Here is a 19,058-nt window from a genome sequence, read left to right as displayed (position 1 = left end):
CACCCGCATCCTGCGGGTGCCGTCCATATATCAAGCCATAACGATGTTGTTGGAGGAGGAGAGTTTGTCGATGTCACAATTTAAGAACGCTACCGTTACGAAAGCAGCCAACGTTTACTATGAGGGGAAGGTAACCAGCCGTACGGTGCTGCTGGAGAATGGCGAGAAGGTAACGCTCGGTATCATGCTTCCGGGAAGCTATGAATTCGGAACGGATGGCCCTGAGATTATGGAGATTTTGTCGGGCGATTTGCGTGTCCTTCTGCCCGGAGAGCAGGAGTGGTTAGAGATTCAAGGATCCGCTACCTTTAACGTTCCGGGCAATTCAAGCTTTAAACTGGAAATCCGCACCGTTACGGATTATTGCTGCTCTTATCCGACCATGTAATAGATTCAGCGCTGCACATGACTTCGTGTCCGTAAATAAACAACAAAAAGGCTCAGAGCCGTTGGCTCTGAACCCTTACTGTCAATGCCGGATGTCAACGCATGCGGTTAACGGTGGTTGTTATAATGGACTCATTCCTCCGGAATCGTCACGATCTCACCTTTGTAGCCTGGTGAGTGGTTATCAAGCTCTACGTACCCTTCGCCCCATTCCTTGCCGCGGTCGAGCAGTCGGTAGCTGGTGACGCCGGAAGGGTAGCGGAAAACGAATTTGGCTACAGTCCAGTTCTTGACATCCGGCTGCTTACCGACCTCGGCTTGAATCGCAGGCAGGAAGAACAGGTTCTGGTTTGCAGCCGCTTTGGCGGAGTAGTCCAGCTTGCCTTGCCATTTCAAATATTTGACGCCTCCCTGGATTTCGTAATATTCAGCAATGTCGTTATCGACCAGGAAGAAGCGATTGGATTTGCCTTTTGGAAAGTAATAATCCACGCCTTGCATTTCCACAGGGAGCATTTCCAGCTCAGGTTTCTGCAGTTGGGATGAGTAAGGAAGCTTGGCTGCAGCATTCCGGGCGGTGGCCAGATCGGAGCTCTTTAAGTCAGCGAGCATAGTGGCATCTGCCTTATTGATATAAGCTGTTTTTAAAGAGCCATTCCAATAGACGCTGGCATCAAAAGCTTGGGCTACGGCCCTCAGGGGAATCATGGTCTTGCCTTTATGTAGCAGCGGGGCTGCAGGCAGTGCCTTCTTAACTCCGTCCACATCCATGTGGGCGTTTCCGGCCGTGAGAATCACCGTTCGATGGTCGCCCTGAATCGTCACCTGTTTCTTGCTGTTGTCGTACTTCATGACGTAGTTACCCAGAGGCTTGAGATCGGTAAGGGTAACAAAGGTGGTGCCCTGCCTGATCAGCACGTCACCGCTTGCGGTAACATTGTTAATCGAAGCGGTTGGTTTGGCTGCGGCAGAAGCCGGTGAACCGGCTATTGCAGGAGACAGAACAGCGGTTAGTATGACAGCAGCTGCCATTGCTTTTGATCTTTTGGTCCATTTCATGTTGTAATTCCTCCCTTTGCATAGTAGACGGAAGTGAAATGCAAAAAGTTTCTTTCCGAGAGGAAAATGATGGAATGACCAAAAAAATAGCTCCTTCCTCCTAGTCCGGATGAACCGCAAACCAGCAAGAAGGAGCCATTATAAGATATAGCACGGCTTGTTTGTTATTACTGCTGCTGTCCGCCGATTTTTTGGCCGATCCAGGCTTCATAGCATTTCACGACAGCGGAAAGATCCTCTTCGCCATAGCCTTCGCTGGCACCGGCTTGAAACAGGCTCTTGGCCAGATTCAGCATAGGGGAAGGCATTCCGATGCCATCCGTGAGTGAAGAGGCCAGCTTGAGGTCCTTGAGCATGAGCGCAAGCGAGAATTGGTTGCTGAAATCGCCCTCGATAATTTTGCGTCCCTTCAGCTCTGCCGCTTTGCTGCCGGCCGATCCCAGCTGCACAAGCTCCAGGAAGTTGTCAGCGGGAATGCCTGACTTCGCGGCGATGGCGAAGCCTTCGGCTAGCGCCAGATTGTTAATGCCCACAATGGTATTATGCGCAAGCTTCGCAACAGCGCCGCTTCCGTTAGGTCCCATGTGGATGACTTTTTTGCCCAGGGTGTCAAATACGTCCGCATGCGCTTCGATGACGGCGGCATCACCGCCAACCATGAAGACCAAGGTTCCATCAATCGCTGCAGGCTTGCTGCCGGTTACCGGGGCATCCAGGAAGGAAGCGCCGAGACCGGATACGGCGGAAGCCATTTCCTTGACAAGGCTCTCGGAGATCGTGCTGCAGTCAATGACGGTCATCCCGCTCGTCAGGGAGCCAAGCAGACCATTCTCGCCATAGAATACATCGCGGATGGATTGGTCGTTGCTTACCATTGTAATGACAAGATCTTGTCCATCAGCCGCTTCACGAGGCGTCTCCGCAATGGAGGCTCCCTGTTCGGCGAGCGGACGGCACTTTTCGTGGGTGCGGTTATACACGGTCACATCGTAATCCTGCTTCAGCAGATTGGAGGCCATGGGAGCGCCCATGGTGCCCAGTCCGATAAACCCGATTTTTTTCATAGCTATATCACCTTCGATTATGGATTCCTGATCCACTCTATCTTAGCATGGGTTCCTGAAACGAAGCCAGCGTTTGTGAGGAATGGAAGCGGTAAGGAAATCCGCGCATGAAGAATAGATGACAGTTGGCCCGTGAAACTTGCGGTCTTTATTAAATTAAAGTATCCTATTTCTAAATTCACAGGAGGTTTAAGGCATGTCTAAAAAAATCAAGTTTGATTACAGTAAAGCATTGACTTTTGTCAATCAGCACGAAGTTGATTATTTCGCAGAGCCGATCCGTACAGCTCATGAACAGTTACATAACGGTACGGGAGCCGGCTCCGATTATCTGGGTTGGATCGACCTGCCGACGCAGTATGATAAAGAAGAATTCTCGCGCATCCAGAAAGCGGCTGCCAAAATTCAAAGCGATTCGGACGTTCTGATCGTTATCGGAATCGGAGGTTCCTACCTCGGGGCACGCGCTGCCATCGAAATGCTGTCGCATTCGTTCTATAATGAGCTGTCGAAGGACCAGCGCAAGACACCGGAAATCTATTTTGCGGGTAACAACATCAGCTCCACTTATGTGACTCACCTGCTTCAATTGATTGAAGGCAAAGATTTCTCTGTCAACGTCATCTCCAAATCCGGCACAACGACAGAGCCGGCTATCGCATTCCGTATTTTCCGTGCGGAACTGGAGAAGAAATACGGCAAGGAAGAAGCTCGCAAGCGCATTTACGCTACAACGGATCAAGAGAAGGGCGCCCTCAAGAAGCTGGCTACCGAGGAAGGCTACGAGTCCTTTATCATCCCTGACGATGTGGGCGGACGTTATTCCGTGCTGACTGCGGTCGGTCTGCTTCCGATTGCTACGGCAGGCATCAACATTGAAGAAATGATGCAGGGCGCGGCTGACGCATCCAAGGAATACAGCAGCCCGAACGTAGCCGAGAACGAGGCTTACCAATATGCGGCGGTTCGTAATGCGCTTTACCGTAAAGGCAAAGGCATCGAGATCCTCGTGAACTACGAGCCTTCCCTGCATTTTGTATCGGAATGGTGGAAGCAGCTATATGGCGAGAGCGAAGGCAAGGATTACAAGGGCATCTATCCGGCTTCCGTCGATTTTTCTACCGATCTGCACTCCATGGGTCAATTTATCCAGGAAGGCAGCCGCAACATCTTCGAAACGGTCATTCAGGTTGAGAACGTATCCGAGCATATTACGATTGAATCGGATCCGGACGATCTGGACGGATTGAACTTCCTGACTGGGAAAACATTGGATTTTGTCAACAAAAAGGCCTTCCAAGGCACCATGCTGGCTCATACAGACGGACAAGTTCCGAATTTGATTGTGACAATTCCAGATTTCACTCCCTATTCGTTCGGATATCTGGTATACTTTTTCGAAAAGGCCTGCGGTATCAGCGGCTATCTGTTGGGTGTCAACCCGTTTGACCAACCGGGCGTAGAGGCGTACAAGAAAAATATGTTCGCATTGCTCGGCAAACCTGGGTATGAGAAAGAGAAGGCCGAATTGGAAGCTAGACTTTCCGAATAACCTGACACTTTCATTGGATTAGACGTAAGACGCTGAAGGAAGCAGTCCGCTGGCATATCGTTGCCGTGGACTGCTTTCTTGGCAATATAGAGGTGGTTGTAGTTTCATGCTGGATCGTTACAAAACGGTACGTCAGGCGGGCTCCAAAGAGATTGTCATCAAGAAATCGCGTTTCATCGGGCATGTGATGCCGGTTGAAACGGAAGAGGAAGCCGTCGCTTTTATTGAAGAGATCAAGAAAAAACATTGGAATGCTACGCATAATTGTTCCGCTTATATGATCGGCGAGCGGGATGAGATTCAGAAGCAATCGGATGACGGGGAACCGAGCGGAACGGCGGGTAAGCCGATTCTCGAGGTGATCCGCAATCAGGGGCGGAAGAATGTAGCCATTGTGGTCACGCGTTATTTTGGCGGCATTATGCTGGGTGCGGGCGGATTGATCCGGGCGTACACCGACGGAGCCGTGGCTGCAATTGAGTCAGGCGAACCGATTACAAGGGTTCTGCATCGGGAGATTTTCGTGGAGCTGGATTATACCTGGCTGGGTAAGGTGGAGAACGAGCTTCGTAACCGGGGCGTTCGAATGGGAGAGACAAACTTTGCCGACACGGTAACCTTGACCTGCTTGCCGCTCGATGGTGATGCGGAGAGCTTTATGACTTGGATGGTGGATTTGACACAGGGGCAGTCCTTGATCACGGAGGGAGAGCGGCTTTATTTTATTGAAGGGGAATAAAATAATATGGCAAGAAGAGCTGTAGAACGCGAGTTGTCGAGAGAGCGGATACTGGAAGCAGCCAGGCATTTGTTCATAACCAAAGGATACAGGGCCATATCGATGCGAAGCATCGGGCAGCATCTGGGTTATAGCCACGGCTCCTTGTATTATCATTTTAAGGAAAAGGCGGAGCTTTTCTACGCCATTGTCATGAAGGACTTTAATGATCTAAATGATTTGCTGTTGGATGTCTCGGGAAAGCCTCCCTGTGACGGGGTATCGAAGCTGGAGCAGCTGATGCTGGAATTCGTTCGTTTCGGTCTGGATAATCCTTACCAGTACGAAATCATGTTCATGATTCGGGACGAAGAGCTGCTGTCCTACTGTCGCTCTGAGCAGGGACGCTGTTTTGAAATGTTTGCTATGCTGGTCCGTCAGTATTTGCTTGAGGAGAATTACAGTGAGGAAGAACGGCGAACCGTTCCGCTGACTTTGTTTTTGTCGCTGCATGGATTTATATCGTATTATATTCAGGACAGAATTGGTTTTGAGGAGATTAAACCAGCCGCTCTTACCCATATCAAAGTGTTATGCCGGAGTCTGTACAGCAGGGTCTGATTTTTAAATGCTGCCAAGACGTGCATCTTGATACTTCAATCCGTTACAACGACCTAGCGTTGAAACGTCAATCACCTAATGAATAAAACACAGACAGGTCCACACGCCCCCTAGCATGTGCCTGTCTGCTTTTTGTGTTGTTATACATACGCTGGCGTCAACATACATCTTATTTAAGGGATCATCCTTCCATGATCTTCACATGATATTGGCGCTGCCTTGGACCGTCGAATTCGCAGAAATAAATGCCCTGCCAACGTCCGAGAAGCAGGTGCCCGTTCTGAATGATAACGGTCTGGGAAGGGCCGCAGGTGATCGATTTGAGGTGGGAAGCGGTGTTGCCCTCCGCATGGCGATACTTGGGATGATTCCAAGGATAGACCTCATCGAGCGACATCAGGACGTCCCGCTTCACATCGGGATCCGCGTTCTCATTGATGGCAATCCCCGCCGTCGTATGCGGACAATAGATCAGGACCGTTCCTTGCTGGACCCCGCTTTGTTTTACGTAGGAGTGGATCTCCCTTGTAATATCCCTCATCTCATCGCGACCTTGCGTATCCAATTCACCGGTATACAGCATGTACCATACCTCCTCATTTTTTAAGAGATAAAAAAAGTATAAACATCCGAAGCTTAGCATCCTTATCTCGCAAGAAAAACTTCCGCTAAATGCGGTCTGTCTACTGAGAAAGTACGTCGACAGACGTTTTTCTTCCCATTTCTATTATTTTACCCGATAAAGTGCAAAAGATGGATTGACGATGGGATTCCGCTTTTGGTAAAGTATGTGTAAAGAAAACCAAGTATACAAATAGGAAATATAAAGATGGTTTGGGAAAGTGTCGACCGGAATGCCATCCGGAGGCGGGAGGGATACGATATGACAACATGGATTCGTCATAAAGGTTGGACTTGGGGGTTTCGAAGTACCGTACTGCTTTATTTTCTTGCCTTGATCGTACTGCCGATCTTTGGGGTATATGTGCAATCATTCTCTGCAGGATGGAGTCATTTTACGGAGAGCATTATGGATCCGATAGCATGGAAAGCTGTGCTGCTTACCATCAAGCTGGGCGTCATCTCTACTTTCATCAACGTGCTTGTCGGAACGATGATTGCATGGGTGCTTATACGCTATAAGTTTCCGGGAAGGACGCTGCTGAACAGTCTGGTCGACCTGCCCTTTGCGCTGCCGACAGCCGTAGGCGGTCTGATGATATTGCTGCTGCTGGGACCCGGGAGCTTTCTCGGTGGTTTGGCAGAGAAATTGGGTTTTGAAATTGTGTTCCACCAGCCCGCGATTGTGATAGCGATGATGTTTGTCACGTTTCCGTTTGTTATCCGGGCGGTTCAGCCGCTGCTGGAGGAGCTTGACCCGCTGGAGGAAGAAGCGGCCTATACGATGGGGGCTTCCAGGACGAGAACCTTTTTTAAGGTTATCCTGCCGTCGATGCTGCCGGGGATTATCAGCGGAGGGATGCTGGCATTCTCAAGGGCATTGGCCGAATTCGGTGCCGTTGTCTTGGTGGCCGGCAACATTCCGGGAAGAACGCTGATTGCATCGGTTTTTATTTTTGGTGAGGTCGAGAGCGATAATCCTGCTGGAGCAGCTGCGGTGTCGATTCTGCTCCTTACCCTCTCTTTCATCATCCTCTGGGTGATCAATGCCGTTCAGCAGAGGGGGAGACGAGTTTGAGACGTCTGTGGATCGGACTTACGTACGCCGTATTTATCATTCTGCTAATCATTCCCCTGTCCCGAATTGCGATCGGCGCGTTTGATAAAGGGCTGATCGGGTTTGCCGAAGGTCTGTTCAGGCCGGAAGCCTTGCATGCCCTGATGATGACGGGTCTTATTGTGGTATTCGTTACGTTCTTTAATGCGTTATTTGGCATCATGATGGCGTTGTACCTGGTACGGGCGAATTGGCTCAGCCGAAAGATCAAAGGCATCCTGAACAGCATTGTCGATCTGCCCTACGCTGTATCGCCGGTTATCGGCGGTTTGATGATTGTCCTGCTGCTCGGACCTGACAGCATCATTGGCGGTTTTTTTGAAGGGATCGGGTTTAAGGTGGTATATGCTTTCCCGGGCATGGTGATCGCGACACTCTTCGTCACGTTTCCACTCATGGTTCGCGAAGTCATGCCTGTCCTGCAGGAAATTGGAAATGATCAGGAACAAGCGGCAGCGACGCTAGGGGCATACGAATGGACAACGTTCCGGAAAGTAACATGGCCTTCCATCCGGTGGGCTGTCGTATATGGCCTGGTGCTCACGGTAGCCCGTTCATTGGGCGAGTTTGGTGCCGTGCTGGTGGTGTCCGGTAATATCATGAACAAAACTCAGACGGCGACGACGCTGGTATATCAGGATGTGGAGAATTTTAACGTGGCTGCGGCGAATGGCGTCGCATTGGTATTGGCTGCCTTCTCGGTAGGACTTTTGCTGCTGATGGAATGGGCCAAAAAAAGAAAGGATGTGCATTGATATGCATGTGGAAGTTCGCGATCTGAACAAGCATTTCGGTACGTTTCATGCCGTCAAAGATGTCAGCTTTGAGATTGAGAAGGGACATCTGATCGGACTTCTGGGGCCCAGCGGAGGCGGTAAAACGTCCATCCTGCGCATGCTGGCCGGGCTTGAGAATCCGGACTCCGGACAAATCTCCTTTCATGGCCAAGTCGTCAATGATCTACCGCCGCAAGAGCGCGGGATCGGCTTTGTGTTCCAGAACTATGCCTTGTTTAAACATATGACCGTGTTCGATAACATCGCTTTCGGTTTGAAGGTGAAGAAGACTCCCAAAGCCATCATCAAGGACCGGGTGATGGAATTGGTGGAGCTGACCGGTTTAAAAGGCTTCGAGAGCCGCTATCCGCACCAGTTATCGGGCGGACAGCGTCAGCGTGTAGCCTTTGCCAGAGCGCTGGCGCCCGAACCGCAGCTGCTCTTATTGGATGAACCGTTCGCCGCCATCGATGCGAAGATCCGTCAGGAGCTGCGCTCCTGGCTTCGCGAGCTGATTGAGCGGGTCGGCATTACATCGATTTTTGTTACGCATGACCAGGATGAGGCGATTGAAGTCGCCGACGAAATTATGATTATTAATCAGGGGCGCGTTGAGCAGAAGGGGACGCCTTGGGATATTTACAAGGAGCCGAAGACGCCGTTTGTCGCTTCATTCATAGGGGAATCTACCGTCATTTCGAGCGCGGCCGAGCTGAAGGGATTTGAGGCAGCGGCTAACAAGAATGCGACGCGTGCGCTGATTCGCCCGGAATATATCGAGATTGGAAGCAAGCATGATTTCAGCGTGCTGTCTGCAACGGAGATGGGAATCGTTCGTCATCTGCATTTCCGCGGCAGCGAATGGCTGGTGGAGGTGGAGGTTAAGGGACATAAGCTGATCACCTACCGTTCACTGGAGAAGGAAACGCTGTATCCGGGTCAAGAGGTCCGCGTCCTCGTTCACCGGGCTTATCTCTTTAATGAGGAGCACAGCTGGATCGAGGAGAATCGACTGAAGGTCGACCCGATGCCAATTATGATCTGATGGGTCAAAATATCCGAAGGGAAGTGGATTCATTCATGCGGATCTTGAATATGAAACGTACCTCATTCCTGCTGGTTGGCATGGCGCTTCTCTTCAGTTTTTTCATGGCAGGATGCGTCAGTGATCAGCCGGATAGCGAGGAAGTGACATCCCCAACCGGAGAGAGAACGATCGTTCTGGGCGCGTATAGCGTGGCCAGAGACGCCCTGTCCGAGATCATCCCTGCTTTTCAAGCGCATTGGAAGGAACAGACGGGAGAAACCATTCGGTTTCAGGAATCCTACGAGGCTTCCGGAACACAAGCTCGTGCCATCACGGGCGGATTCGAGGCCGACGTCACGCTGCTTGCCATGGAAGGGGATGTCGACAAGCTGGTCAGGGAAGGGCTTGTGGACCCCGAATGGAAATCTCAGCCGTATAACGGCATGGTGACACGTTCGATTGTCGTTCTCGGCACGCGCGAGGGAAATCCGAAAGGGATACGGGATTTCGACGATCTGACCCGATCGGACGTCAAGGTGCTGTATCCGAATCCGAAGACCTCGGGCGGTGCGCAGTGGGACATTAACGCGATCTACGGCGCGGGGCTGAAACAATCGGAAGAGAACGGAAAGCGTGATCCTGCCGAAGCGAAAGCTTTCCTTGAAGCGGTTCACCGCAATGTGGAATCGCTCGATAAAAGCGGGCGGGCTTCGATGGCGGCCTTTGAATACGGGGTCGGAGATGTAATCGTAACGTATGAGAATGAGCTGCTTGCCCGGATTGCCCAAGGCGTCCAGTATGATATCGTTGTGCCGCAGCATACGATGCTGATCGAGAACCCCGCTGCAGTCGTCAAGCGTTTCGCTGAAAAACATGGCACGCAGGATGTATCGGCGGCTTTTGTGGAGTACTTGCGCACGCCGGAGGCGCAGAGCATATTCGTGAAATATGGGTTCCGTCCGGTTGAAGAATCGGTGTATGAACAGACGAAGGATCAGTTTTCCAACCCGCCGGGGCTATTCGATATCGAGTATCTGGGCGGATGGGATCAGGTGCGCGAGACGCTGTATTCCAAGCGAGGGGTTTGGTATCAGGTGCTGGCCGGACTATGACGCTCGATCGCAGACGGAACGATTGGGTGGACACATGAGGGTGACTCATGAGGGATAGTCGTGTGCTGAGTTCCGTTTCGTAAATGGCCCGTCGATCAAAAAAAGAGAAAGCGAGCCGTCCAGGATCTCCTGGGCCGGCTCGCTTATTTGTGTAGAGAACATTAGCAATCGTCTGAATGACGCCTCGTGTGCTGCAAGGATGCCACGTATACGGATTGTGCAGTAACAATTTTGCTTTATACTTGGGCTTTCCGAGCTTCCCATTCTTCGCGCAGAATGCCCATGCGAATGGAATCGTAGTAGACGCCCGCGTAATATCTGCACTTCCGCATGCGGCCTTCGAGTTGCATGCCGACCTTCTCCGCGCAGCGCATCATTCTCGGATTGCCGGACCAGGTGGTAATGCCGACACGGGCAATGGTGAGATTTTGAAACAGGCATTCAATCCACAGCGACAGCGCTTCGGTGCCGTACCCGCCGCTCCAATGGCTCGGATCGTAAATCAGGATTCCGGCTTCCAGCCAGCGTGAGGCTTCATGCTCCCAATAGAACGTGACGATGCCAATCGTCTTTCCCTCCGCTTCGATGAGCAGGTCATTCGGAAATTGATCGGTTTCGAAGTCGGCGTTCCACTGCGTTTCAAATATTTCGTAGGAAATCGGCTTGAGCGGGAAATAAGGAGCGTCGTATTTTTTCCATTCCGGATTCTTGGTGCCATAGATCAGATTATATAAAACCGGGGTATCCTCGGGTTTCCTGGATCTTAGCGTCACTTTGCTGCCTTCAAGGCGGATTTTTTGCATATGTAGAAATTCCCTTCGCTCTGTATTCTGTATAGGCTGAAGTACGGTGCTGATTCTCTACATTGTAACGGTGATGAAGTTGATTGCCAACTAAATTTGGATAAATGCTCCTTTATATGAAACATTAGGTGACGTCATTCCGTCAATAGCAGATAGACAAAGAATCTGACATTGAAGGGGGACAAGGTTATGCGAAAAATAAAGATACTCACAGGCCTATGTTTGCTTATTGGGCTTACCGCTTGCGCTCCGGGCAGCGAGATCCAATCGGGGGAACCGCAAGGCATTGTTCATAAGCAGCCCAAAGTGAAGGAATTGTCCGCTCAGGAACGCAAAGAGGTGTTGACCAAGATTGATACCGGCATGGTGGAAGCGCAGAATGATTTTGGCTTACGATTGCATCAAGCGTTATCGAATAACCCGGAGTACTCGAACGGTAATCTGATTATTTCTCCGTACAGCATTACGCAAGCTTTGGCATTGGCCTATAACGGTACAGCAGGCGGTACGGCCGCCGAGATGTCCGACGTACTTGGATGGAAGGGCATGAGTGTGGCCGATATCAACGACGGGAACCGCCAGCTGCGATCATTGCTGGAGAACGGGGGAGGCGTCGTGCTGAATGTGGCGAATTCCGTGTGGCACACGGAAGACATTGAGATGAAGAAGTCGTATTTGCAGACTGTTAAGGATAGCTATCGTGCTGAAGTTAAGGAGGCCGACTTGCTGCATGTCGATGCAATGGATGCCATAAACCAGTGGGTGAACGACAAGACGAGCGGCATGATCCCTTCGATATATGATAAGCCTCCGGGCGGTGTTGCGGTCCTGATCAATGCCATTTATTTCAACGGCGGGTGGATGGATGAATTTGATCCGGCGAATACCGTGGATGAAGAATTCACGCTTTCTGACGGCACCACTCAAAAAACCCCCATGATGAAGCGGGAAGGACCATACAGCTATAAAGAAGGAAAGTCCTGGCAGGCCGTGCGCATTCCGTATGGAGACGGCCGCATGCATATGCTGGTCATTCTGCCGAAGGAATCCTCATCCATGGATGAACTGCAGCAGCAGCTGTGGAAGGATACGTCCGCCTGGAAAGGCGATTTCTCGCATGAGACCATCCAGCTTGGACTGCCCAAATTTAAGGTAGAACAGACCTTCGAGCTCCCGGATGCGCTTCAAAGCCTGGGGATGATGAAGGCATTCAACAGGAATGAAGCTGATTTTAGTGCAATGGCAGCTGGTGGAGAGAAATTTTGGATTGACAAGGTGAAACACAAAACGGTGGTGGATGTCAGTGAAAAGGGAACGGTGGCCGCAGCGATTACAGCGGTCGGGATCGAGTCAGGGGCCGCTCAGCCTACCGAGCCGATCGCCATGAATATCAACCGCCCTTTTTTCTTTGCCATTGAAGATCGGGACACGGGTGCATGGTTATTTATGGGGTCTGTTTTGAAACCGTAGCATATACTATACCAACATGCGCCTGCCATAATTTTCACCCAAAAATAGGCAACTTTGTTATAATGGTCGAATAAGACTAAAATGTATAACAAAGGGAGAATAGGATGTGCCTATGACCATACCGAAGCCGAATTTATTCATAGGTTCTTCCAGAGAGGCCATCAAGTATGCAAGGGCGATCCACGAACAGCTCAAACGATCCGCTCAAGTGACACCTTGGTACGGCGGAACGTTCGGGGCGAACATGTATACGATGGAAGCTTTGGAGAAACAGCTGGCGTCCAGTGATTTTGGTGTGTTCGTCTTTTCTCCGGATGATGTCGCACTCATTCGAGGCAAGCATGTATTTGTTACCCGCGACAACACGTTGTTCGAGATGGGGCTGTATTGGGGAAGGCTCGGGCGGCGAAGGGTGTACTGCATCATCCCGGATCAAGCGGAGGCAGACAGCAGCTCCGTTCAAGACGTTATTGTTAAGGATTACCATCTACTCTCCGACCTGCAGGGCTTAACGCTGCTCGAATACGAACTGCGAAGCGATGACGATTACAAATCAGCGGTCGATGTCGCTTGCGGGCATATTCTGAGTGCGATCGAAACCGAAGGGTTCTACAACAACCCGAGCACCGTGATTGAGCAGAAAGATGCAGAGCTGAGGCGCAAGCAAAGTGTGCTGCATTTTTTCTGGGAATATAATCGAAACGTGCATGTGACGGATGAATCGGAAAAATATCATGCACTGAGTGAAGCTGTCCGAAACTCCTTGCTCCCGCCGGCTGCAGGGGATTTCAGGGTGACCGGCGCCGCCTTCTGGGGCCGAAGAGATGAAGGCATTGCCCAAATTGGGGGTAATGTAGGTAGAGGACGGTATTTCCCGTTCGATGGGGATAAGGAACATTCGCCAAGTAACCAGTCGATTTATGTGATGGATGTCTATAATAGTGGAAAATGGGCATTTTATCACGAAGAGGAAGTTGCACAGGTGTATGTGTTCTGCTATCCTTTAGGTGTAAATCATGTATTATCCGTGCATTTTACGGGACATGAGATTCTTACGGATGAAGATCTCGCGGAGGTTGTAGAACAGAATCGTGAGCTGCTTCGTACCATCAGGCATTTAGTTGGAGGGGATTCGTCGTGAGCAGGAATGAGAAGAAGAGAACGTCAGGTCATCCGCAGGGGTCCGCCAATGGCAGCAGCTGGGTGGTTCGGGGACCCGTACCGATGATGAGTACGCTGAAATCCCGGAAGCGCTCGGTTAGACGCCCAAGCAAGAATAGTGTATATGTTGGTCCTTCCGTAGAAGGTGTAGATAAGAAGTACGTCAAGGTCATCAGCGGAGCTGTTGACGATAATAAGCCCTCGTTTGCTTAATGAATTGCTATCATAGCCATATCTATCGTATGACAGAAATGACGAAAGACCGTTCGGGATGAGCCGGGCGGTCTTTGTTTTTTCTTTGTGCGCTTATACAATATAGGGACAAGGTTTGCATAACCAAGAACGTATCTATAAACACAAATGGGGGATGTCATGTGAGCGGGGATACATTAACTTTTTTGGGAACGGGAGATGCCATGGGCGTTCCACGGGTATATTGCGATTGCGAGGTATGCACGGAAGCCCGGAATACGGGAATCAATCGGCGTTTGCGCTCTTCCGTGATGGTGGAGTGCGGCGAAACGTCCTTCATGATCGATTGCGGCCCGGATTGGCGCTCTATGATGGAGGGGCTGGGAAAGCGGAAGATGAGAGATATGCTGATTACGCACGCCCATTTTGATCATATCGGCGGCCTTCCGGAATGGAGCGATGCTTGCAGATGGCAGAGGGAAAAAGGTCGGTTATACGCCCCTGCCGAGGTGCTGGAGCAGATTGTACGCCAGTATCCATGGCTTCCACGCCAGATGGAGATGACGGCTGTGGACGATGGGATGACGCTTGGCGGCTGGGAGATTTCCTGCTGGAAGGTAAACCATGGCCAGAACGGGTATTCCTACGCATACCGGTTCCAGAAGGACGGGTACACATGGGTATACAACTCGGATTCGATTAATCTAAGCCTTGAGGAAAAGGAGCCGCTGAAAGGTGTGGATCTCCTGGTACTGGGAACCAGCTTTGTTCATGAAACCGCTAAATTCGAGACGCGCTCCGTCTATGACATGAAGGAAGCGGCAGAACTGCTCTCCGAGGTGAAGCCTCGCCAAACGGTGTATACCCATATGTCTCATGACGTCGATGTTCGGAAGGAGCTGCCTCTTCCGGAGGGGGTCCGTGTGGCGAGGGCGGGGATGACCGTAAAGCTGAGTAAATGAAAAAAATAGTGAGTTTGTGTGACTAGGAGTGCAAAAATGTAGCGGAAGCGATTTCGCAGCCGAGTGGGATGCCTTGCACAGGTTTGAAGGCGCCGCTCTCTTACACAGACCTGGCCATGCCGTATCGATCAGGGTACAGCAGCTTGAAGCCGGCATGCTGGTACAGCTTGATTCCGGGCACGTCCGTGATGACGGTGACCTCGGCTCCGCTTGGTGCTATTTTTTTCAGGCGAGCCAGCAGTTCGGACACGATCGTATCTTCAAGCCCTTGATCCCGATAGGAGGCCGCAACCATAATATCCACCAGTTGAAAATAGAACGCGCCATCGCCCACGACCCTTCCCATCCCGATTAGCCGGTCATTGCCGTCTCGGGCTAGAAGGGACAGCAAGCTGCGGTTTAGCGCCGTCTCTATGGCCGAAATCTCAACCTCAGGCAGTCCTGCATCTAATCTTAGGTCCATGTATTCTTTACGCTGTGGAAATTCTTCGGTTATGTGCATATTCATCATAGTCAGCCTCCCGCTGTTAAGAAATGAGTTCCACTTGCCTCTACAACACTCAATATACAACATTGATGCAAGTGAGAAGATACCTTGTAGCAAATTCAACCAAGCCGAGGATGTTATCCCGTAAACCTTCTCATAGCACTTTAATGTTTTAATTTAAGGTTTGCCAATGGCCTGCGATTCTGGTAAAGTAGGTTCTCAATCGTGATTGGGGAGGGAACCGGCGTGCATTACTACAAGCCGAAAGATATCGCCAAAGAGCTGCAAATCAGCACGAGTGCTTTAAGGCATTATGAATCTTGGGGAGTGGTACCCCCTCCTGACCGGAACGAGAAAGGATACCGTTTATACACGCAGATGCATCTGGCCTACTTCCGTTGTCTCCGCGCCATGTTTCCCGGGTTCGGTTACGCGGTTACTTATGATGTGATTCGCCACATTCAGAAGAGGGAGATGGATGAAGCCCTCTGGATCGTGAATGGGGAGCAAGTCAAGCTTCAGCAGGAAAAAAATATTGCGGGCGAAACGCTTGCCTTGCTCGAGAACCCGGAGCTTAACATCATCAAAGACAGAAAGCTCAAAGCCCATATGACGATCGGGGAAGTCGCCGAACTGACCAACGTAGAGTCGTCCGCCATCCGTCACTGGGAGAAGGAAGGGTTGATCACCCCGGATCGAAATCCCGAGAATGGATATCGGCTGTACAGCCCATCGCAAGTCAGGCAGATTTTGCTGATTCGCTCGCTAAGGCGCACCGTGTATTACTTGGAGAGCATCAAGGAGATTATTCAGGCCGTGGAGCATCAAAGCATTGAGCAGGCCCAAAAAATGGTTCGCGAAGCGTTATCCGTCATTCATAAGCGGAATCTGCAGCAATTTAACGGCATCCATAAATTGATGGAGCTGTGCATGGAGGTAGGCCTGCTGGAGTTCAACGATGCGGCACTTCTGAAGCCGATTCTAACATTTAACCCGGACCGGGAATGATGGATAGGCCGAGACGGCTTTCCGGTGCCCATTTACTTGTTAACGAACACATGGACTCAATGTATAGACATGAACAAGCCCCCATGGATATCATGGAGGCTTATTTGCGTATATCTATTTGTCCCGGATATTAACCTTGGTTAAGCACGAATTTATCAATGACATGTTTCACGCCGTCTTCGTTATTCCCAAGCGTTACGTAATCGGCAATCGCCTTAAGCGGCTCAATCGAATTGCCCATAGCGACGCCAAGTCCGGCGGCCTCCAGCATTTCGTGATCGTTCCAGGAGTCGCCGACAGCGATGGTTTCCTTGAGATCGCAGCCAAAATGATCGGCTAGGAAGGTGAGGGCATGTCCTTTCGTGCCTTCCTTATGCATGAATTCAAGAAAATGAGGCTTGGATTTGGTAATATGCACTTCATCGCCCAGCAGCTCGCGGAATACAGGGATCAGTTCATCCAGATAGTCGGGATCGTCAATAATGAGCATTTTCGGGGTCGGTTTCTGAACCATCTTCATAAAATCAGGCTCGATATAATACGGCGTCCGGTTCAGGGCGCAGTAATCGATCAGCTTCTGGTTCTCTTCACGGGCATAAAGCTTGTCATCGATGTAGGTTTGCAGATGGAGATTATGCTCTACGCAGTATTCATACAGCTTCACGGCAGCGTCGACGGGAACGAAGCGTTCGTAGAGAACCTTTTCGTCGAGCAGATTTTTAATTAAGGCACCTTGGTAGGTGATAATAGGAACATTAAGTCCGGTTTGACGGGCAATTGCCTGAGCCGACGCATAGGCACGTCCGGTTGCCAGTGTCACAACGACACCGTGGGCTACGGCTTGCTCAAGCGCCTGCTGGACGCCGGGGGTTACTTCCTTATCGTCATTGATCAGGGTGTCGTCAATGTCGATCGCCATCAATTTGTAAGTTGTCATGGGTATCTCTCCTTTGGATTCTGTCTCTGTCTTTAACTCTATTGTACCTTCTGTGGCGCAGACTTCAATTCCGCAATCATCATTCCTGCCAAAATGCATAGACAACCGATGCCGCCGGTGAGCGTAAGCCGCTCTCCCGCAAACAGAATTCCGGTCAGCGCGGCGAATACCGGCTCCGTTGCATAGATGATGGCCACCCTGGACGGCGTCGTATATTTTTGACAGACGGTTTGGATCCAGAAGGCGAATGCGCTGGTGGGTCCGATGGATACCACCAGTGCCCACAGCACGTTCGGTTGGGTTAGCTTGTCCATCAGGTCGGTCACATTGCCGACATGTTCGGTTAGTGCAGATGCCGCTAAGCTTAATACCCCTACGACAGCCATCTGGAGCGCCGCCAGCAGCAAAGAGGGATATCGACCGGCATACACGCCCGTATAACCAATATGGAGCGCAAAACCGATGGCGCAAACGAATACCAGCAAATCCCCCTTATTCAAGCTCATGCCGGAACCGGTGAAGGTAAGCAGATACAGACCCGCTGCCGCAAGCAAGGCACTGATCCAGGTGAACCTGGAGATGGAGTGCTTTAACAGGGCATAGGATATGAAAGGGACCAGCACGACGGACAAGCCGGTAATAAAGCCTGTATTGGACGTGGTTGTGTACAGAAGGCCCGCGGTTTGAAAGGCGTATCCTATAAATAAAAAAAGACCCAGCAGGCAAGCATGCAGCAGCATGTTGCCGGATATTAGCTTCCACTGACTTCGGTAAAAGAGGGTGATGATCAATGCAAGGAGCAGGGCCGCTCCCAAAAAGCGGACGGAATTGAAAGCCATCGGCGGGAGCACGCGGACCGCATGCTGAACGATGAGGAACGTAGATCCCCACATCATAGCCACCAGAAGCAGGCTGAGATCGGCAATTCGTGAGCGATTCACTCGGTAGTCATCCTTTCTTGAAGATGTGAAACTCCTGATGAGATTCCCGTGCATTCGTCCCTGGTCGCAACCTTGGGCAAGTGATCAAATTGTATCCCATATCAGAGAATCGGACAACCATTTTTAAGCCTAACCCAAGTGGAAGGGGTAGACAAAAAGAGGATGATTTTGCTATACTATTGAACCGAACGTATATTCTCATAACCCTGGGCTATCGGACGTGAAGACCGGCAACGATCCATCGATCCCATAGTCAGCATTGAGCTTAGAAAGGAAGATTGTCATCATGATGGGCAGAGCTCATTTGATTATTAGCACAGGGGTCACGTTATCCGTCATGGGCATGAGCGGAGTGCCTGTCACATTGCCGGCTGCCGCAGTGGCTTTGGTTAGCGCACTGCTTCCCGACATCGACGAGCCCAACTCCCTGCTGGTTCGCAAAGCCATTCCTTCCGGGCTGCTGCGAATCCTTCAGCTGGCGATGATTGGCGCAGCCATCTTCGTTGTCTTCTACGGCAAGGAGTATGCCCCATGGAACATCGCCCTGGCCGGGCTGATCGGGGTGGTTTCGTACCTGCCAAGCCGGACCCTGCGCCATATTGTCATGTTCCTGATCGGTCTCGGACTGATATCCTTCGGGCAGGACTTCAGCCCATGGAACACGATTGCAGGCAGCGTGCTCATTGCAGGCTCCTTGGTAACCCACCGGGGGTTAACCCATACCGTCTATGCCGCAGCCGGATGGACGGGTCTGCTGTATTTTGCATCGCAGGGCAAGATCGGCGGGGAAAGTCTGTGGTTTGCCGGCGGTTTATCCTACTCGATTCATTTGCTCGCAGATGCACTGACCAACCGCGGAATCCGTCCGCTTCCTCCATTCAAATGGAGAATTAAACTGAAAATCATGAGCACCGGAAGCAAATGGGGACGCACGGTAGAGAATGCATGCATTGTGTTGACGCTGGTCCTTGTTTGGTATGTGTTTATGGCCTCCTCTTGATCCGAAGTATTCCTGTTTGAAATGAAAGAGCCTCCCACCCTTT

General features: G+C 51.0%; 21 protein-coding genes. 14 read left to right on the top strand and 7 right to left on the bottom strand.

Annotated features, from left to right (window positions below; genetic code table 11):
- Nucleotides 1–70: 70 nt before the first annotated feature.
- Nucleotides 71–388, top strand: a complete 318-nt coding sequence (gene ppnP / locus OHJ21_RS18690) for a pyrimidine/purine nucleoside phosphorylase (protein WP_006212330.1) — start codon at nt 71–73, stop codon at nt 386–388.
- 131 nt (nt 389–519) lie between these two features.
- Here ppnP and OHJ21_RS18685 read toward each other — a convergent pair whose 3' ends face one another.
- Together OHJ21_RS18685 and OHJ21_RS18680 are read right to left on the bottom strand one after the other, a co-directional pair.
- Nucleotides 520–1,446, bottom strand: a complete 927-nt coding sequence (locus OHJ21_RS18685) for a copper amine oxidase N-terminal domain-containing protein (protein WP_394054178.1) — start codon at nt 1,444–1,446, stop codon at nt 520–522.
- Between the two features lie 167 nt (nt 1,447–1,613).
- Nucleotides 1,614–2,510, bottom strand: a complete 897-nt coding sequence (locus tag OHJ21_RS18680; protein WP_100539031.1) for an NAD(P)-dependent oxidoreductase — start codon at nt 2,508–2,510, stop codon at nt 1,614–1,616.
- A 196-nt stretch (nt 2,511–2,706) separates the two neighbouring features.
- Between OHJ21_RS18680 and OHJ21_RS18675 the strand changes: the two genes are divergently transcribed.
- From OHJ21_RS18675 to OHJ21_RS18665, 3 genes are all read left to right on the top strand, one after another.
- Nucleotides 2,707–4,062 carry a glucose-6-phosphate isomerase gene (locus tag OHJ21_RS18675; RefSeq protein ID WP_006212326.1) on the top strand — a complete coding sequence of 452 codons (1,356 nt, stop codon included), beginning with the start codon at nt 2,707–2,709 and terminating at the stop codon, nt 4,060–4,062.
- Between the two features lie 106 nt (nt 4,063–4,168).
- Nucleotides 4,169–4,801: a YigZ family protein gene (locus OHJ21_RS18670; protein WP_100539030.1), complete on the top strand. Its 633-nt coding sequence runs from the start codon at nt 4,169–4,171 to the stop codon at nt 4,799–4,801.
- A 6-nt stretch (nt 4,802–4,807) separates the two neighbouring features.
- Nucleotides 4,808–5,401 (top strand): TetR/AcrR family transcriptional regulator, encoded by a 594-nt coding sequence (locus OHJ21_RS18665; protein ID WP_486020847.1) that lies wholly within the window; start codon nt 4,808–4,810, stop codon nt 5,399–5,401.
- A 181-nt stretch (nt 5,402–5,582) separates the two neighbouring features.
- On the opposite strand, the gene OHJ21_RS18660 is transcribed toward OHJ21_RS18665, so the two are convergent.
- Entirely contained in the window at nt 5,583–5,984 is a 402-nt protein-coding gene (locus OHJ21_RS18660; RefSeq protein ID WP_071222616.1) for a secondary thiamine-phosphate synthase enzyme YjbQ, read from the bottom strand.
- Nucleotides 5,985–6,284: 300 nt separating this feature from the next.
- Here OHJ21_RS18660 and cysT point away from each other — a divergent pair, with 300 nt between their 5' ends.
- From cysT to OHJ21_RS18640, 4 genes are read left to right on the top strand one after another with little or no spacing between them, the layout of a single operon-like run.
- Nucleotides 6,285–7,100, top strand: a complete 816-nt coding sequence (gene cysT, locus OHJ21_RS18655) for a sulfate ABC transporter permease subunit CysT (protein ID WP_100539027.1) — start codon at nt 6,285–6,287, stop codon at nt 7,098–7,100.
- The gene (locus OHJ21_RS18650; RefSeq protein ID WP_486020845.1) at nt 7,097–7,894 is read left to right on the top strand and encodes a sulfate ABC transporter permease subunit; all 798 of its coding nucleotides are present in this window, start codon (nt 7,097–7,099) and stop codon (nt 7,892–7,894) included. Before cysT ends, OHJ21_RS18650 begins: the two co-directional genes overlap by 4 nt.
- Before the next feature lies 1 nt (nt 7,895).
- Nucleotides 7,896–8,960: a sulfate/molybdate ABC transporter ATP-binding protein gene (locus tag OHJ21_RS18645; RefSeq protein ID WP_486020843.1), complete on the top strand. Its 1,065-nt coding sequence runs from the start codon at nt 7,896–7,898 to the stop codon at nt 8,958–8,960.
- A 35-nt stretch (nt 8,961–8,995) separates the two neighbouring features.
- A complete protein-coding gene (locus tag OHJ21_RS18640; RefSeq protein WP_486020841.1) occupies nt 8,996–10,054 on the top strand; it encodes a sulfate ABC transporter substrate-binding protein in 1,059 nt (352 codons plus the stop codon).
- 236 nt (nt 10,055–10,290) lie between these two features.
- Here OHJ21_RS18640 and OHJ21_RS18635 read toward each other — a convergent pair whose 3' ends face one another.
- A complete protein-coding gene (locus tag OHJ21_RS18635; RefSeq protein WP_100539024.1) occupies nt 10,291–10,857 on the bottom strand; it encodes a GNAT family N-acetyltransferase in 567 nt (188 codons plus the stop codon).
- 189 nt (nt 10,858–11,046) lie between these two features.
- Here OHJ21_RS18635 and OHJ21_RS18630 point away from each other — a divergent pair, with 189 nt between their 5' ends.
- The 4 genes from OHJ21_RS18630 (at nt 11,047) to OHJ21_RS18615 (ending at nt 14,642) form a co-directional block, all read left to right on the top strand.
- Entirely contained in the window at nt 11,047–12,327 is a 1,281-nt protein-coding gene (locus OHJ21_RS18630; RefSeq protein WP_486020839.1) for a serpin family protein, read from the top strand.
- A 112-nt stretch (nt 12,328–12,439) separates the two neighbouring features.
- A complete protein-coding gene (locus OHJ21_RS18625; RefSeq protein ID WP_486021054.1) occupies nt 12,440–13,468 on the top strand; it encodes a TIR domain-containing protein in 1,029 nt (342 codons plus the stop codon).
- Nucleotides 13,465–13,701: a hypothetical protein gene (locus OHJ21_RS18620; protein WP_071222624.1), complete on the top strand. Its 237-nt coding sequence runs from the start codon at nt 13,465–13,467 to the stop codon at nt 13,699–13,701. The genes OHJ21_RS18625 and OHJ21_RS18620 overlap by 4 nt, the downstream gene beginning before the upstream one ends.
- 161 nt (nt 13,702–13,862) lie before the next feature.
- Entirely contained in the window at nt 13,863–14,642 is a 780-nt protein-coding gene (locus OHJ21_RS18615) for an MBL fold metallo-hydrolase (protein WP_326114305.1), read from the top strand.
- 100 nt (nt 14,643–14,742) lie between these two features.
- On the opposite strand, the gene OHJ21_RS18610 is transcribed toward OHJ21_RS18615, so the two are convergent.
- Nucleotides 14,743–15,150 (bottom strand): GNAT family N-acetyltransferase, encoded by a 408-nt coding sequence (locus OHJ21_RS18610; protein ID WP_326114307.1) that lies wholly within the window; start codon nt 15,148–15,150, stop codon nt 14,743–14,745.
- Between the two features lie 225 nt (nt 15,151–15,375).
- Here OHJ21_RS18610 and OHJ21_RS18605 point away from each other — a divergent pair, with 225 nt between their 5' ends.
- On the top strand, nt 15,376–16,137 hold the full coding sequence (locus tag OHJ21_RS18605) for a TioE family transcriptional regulator (RefSeq protein WP_100539019.1): 762 nt from the start codon (nt 15,376–15,378) through the stop codon (nt 16,135–16,137).
- Between the two features lie 130 nt (nt 16,138–16,267).
- Here OHJ21_RS18605 and OHJ21_RS18600 read toward each other — a convergent pair whose 3' ends face one another.
- Nucleotides 16,268–17,074: a Cof-type HAD-IIB family hydrolase gene (locus tag OHJ21_RS18600; RefSeq protein WP_127594441.1), complete on the bottom strand. Its 807-nt coding sequence runs from the start codon at nt 17,072–17,074 to the stop codon at nt 16,268–16,270.
- A gap of 38 nt (nt 17,075–17,112) precedes the next feature.
- Entirely contained in the window at nt 17,113–18,015 is a 903-nt protein-coding gene (locus OHJ21_RS18595) for a DMT family transporter (protein ID WP_486020836.1), read from the bottom strand.
- A 286-nt stretch (nt 18,016–18,301) separates the two neighbouring features.
- On the opposite strand from OHJ21_RS18595, the gene OHJ21_RS18590 reads away from it, so the two are divergent.
- Nucleotides 18,302–19,015: a metal-dependent hydrolase gene (locus OHJ21_RS18590; protein ID WP_326117076.1), complete on the top strand. Its 714-nt coding sequence runs from the start codon at nt 18,302–18,304 to the stop codon at nt 19,013–19,015.
- Nucleotides 19,016–19,058 lie beyond the last annotated feature (43 nt).

The organism is Virgibacillus sp. LDC1 (assembly GCF_025792345.1).
Taxonomy (GTDB): Bacteria; Bacillota; Bacilli; order Paenibacillales; family Paenibacillaceae; genus Paenibacillus_AQ; species Paenibacillus_AQ lautus.
Note: the sequence above shows the minus strand (reverse complement) of the source record. Positions and strands in the feature narration are given on the sequence as shown.

Excerpts from the sequence above, each read along its gene's own strand:
- OHJ21_RS18640 (WP_486020841.1), top strand. The coding sequence starts at position 8,996 with ATGCGGATCTTGAATATGAAACGTACCTCATTCCTGCTGGTTGGCATG.
- ppnP (WP_006212330.1), top strand. The coding sequence starts at position 71 with ATGTCACAATTTAAGAACGCTACCGTTACGAAAGCAGCCAACGTTTAC.
- OHJ21_RS18635 (WP_100539024.1), bottom strand. The coding sequence starts at position 10,857 with ATGCAAAAAATCCGCCTTGAAGGCAGCAAAGTGACGCTAAGATCCAGG.
- OHJ21_RS18630 (WP_486020839.1), top strand. The coding sequence starts at position 11,047 with ATGCGAAAAATAAAGATACTCACAGGCCTATGTTTGCTTATTGGGCTT.
- OHJ21_RS18680 (WP_100539031.1), bottom strand. The coding sequence starts at position 2,510 with ATGAAAAAAATCGGGTTTATCGGACTGGGCACCATGGGCGCTCCCATG.
- OHJ21_RS18660 (WP_071222616.1), bottom strand. The coding sequence starts at position 5,984 with ATGCTGTATACCGGTGAATTGGATACGCAAGGTCGCGATGAGATGAGG.
- cysT (WP_100539027.1), top strand. The coding sequence starts at position 6,285 with ATGACAACATGGATTCGTCATAAAGGTTGGACTTGGGGGTTTCGAAGT.
- OHJ21_RS18645 (WP_486020843.1), top strand. The coding sequence starts at position 7,896 with ATGCATGTGGAAGTTCGCGATCTGAACAAGCATTTCGGTACGTTTCAT.
- OHJ21_RS18610 (WP_326114307.1), bottom strand. The coding sequence starts at position 15,150 with ATGAATATGCACATAACCGAAGAATTTCCACAGCGTAAAGAATACATG.
- OHJ21_RS18670 (WP_100539030.1), top strand. The coding sequence starts at position 4,169 with ATGCTGGATCGTTACAAAACGGTACGTCAGGCGGGCTCCAAAGAGATT.
- OHJ21_RS18685 (WP_394054178.1), bottom strand. The coding sequence starts at position 1,446 with ATGAAATGGACCAAAAGATCAAAAGCAATGGCAGCTGCTGTCATACTA.
- OHJ21_RS18590 (WP_326117076.1), top strand. The coding sequence starts at position 18,302 with ATGATGGGCAGAGCTCATTTGATTATTAGCACAGGGGTCACGTTATCC.
- OHJ21_RS18665 (WP_486020847.1), top strand. The coding sequence starts at position 4,808 with ATGGCAAGAAGAGCTGTAGAACGCGAGTTGTCGAGAGAGCGGATACTG.
- OHJ21_RS18600 (WP_127594441.1), bottom strand. The coding sequence starts at position 17,074 with ATGACAACTTACAAATTGATGGCGATCGACATTGACGACACCCTGATC.
- OHJ21_RS18675 (WP_006212326.1), top strand. The coding sequence starts at position 2,707 with ATGTCTAAAAAAATCAAGTTTGATTACAGTAAAGCATTGACTTTTGTC.
- OHJ21_RS18625 (WP_486021054.1), top strand. The coding sequence starts at position 12,440 with ATGACCATACCGAAGCCGAATTTATTCATAGGTTCTTCCAGAGAGGCC.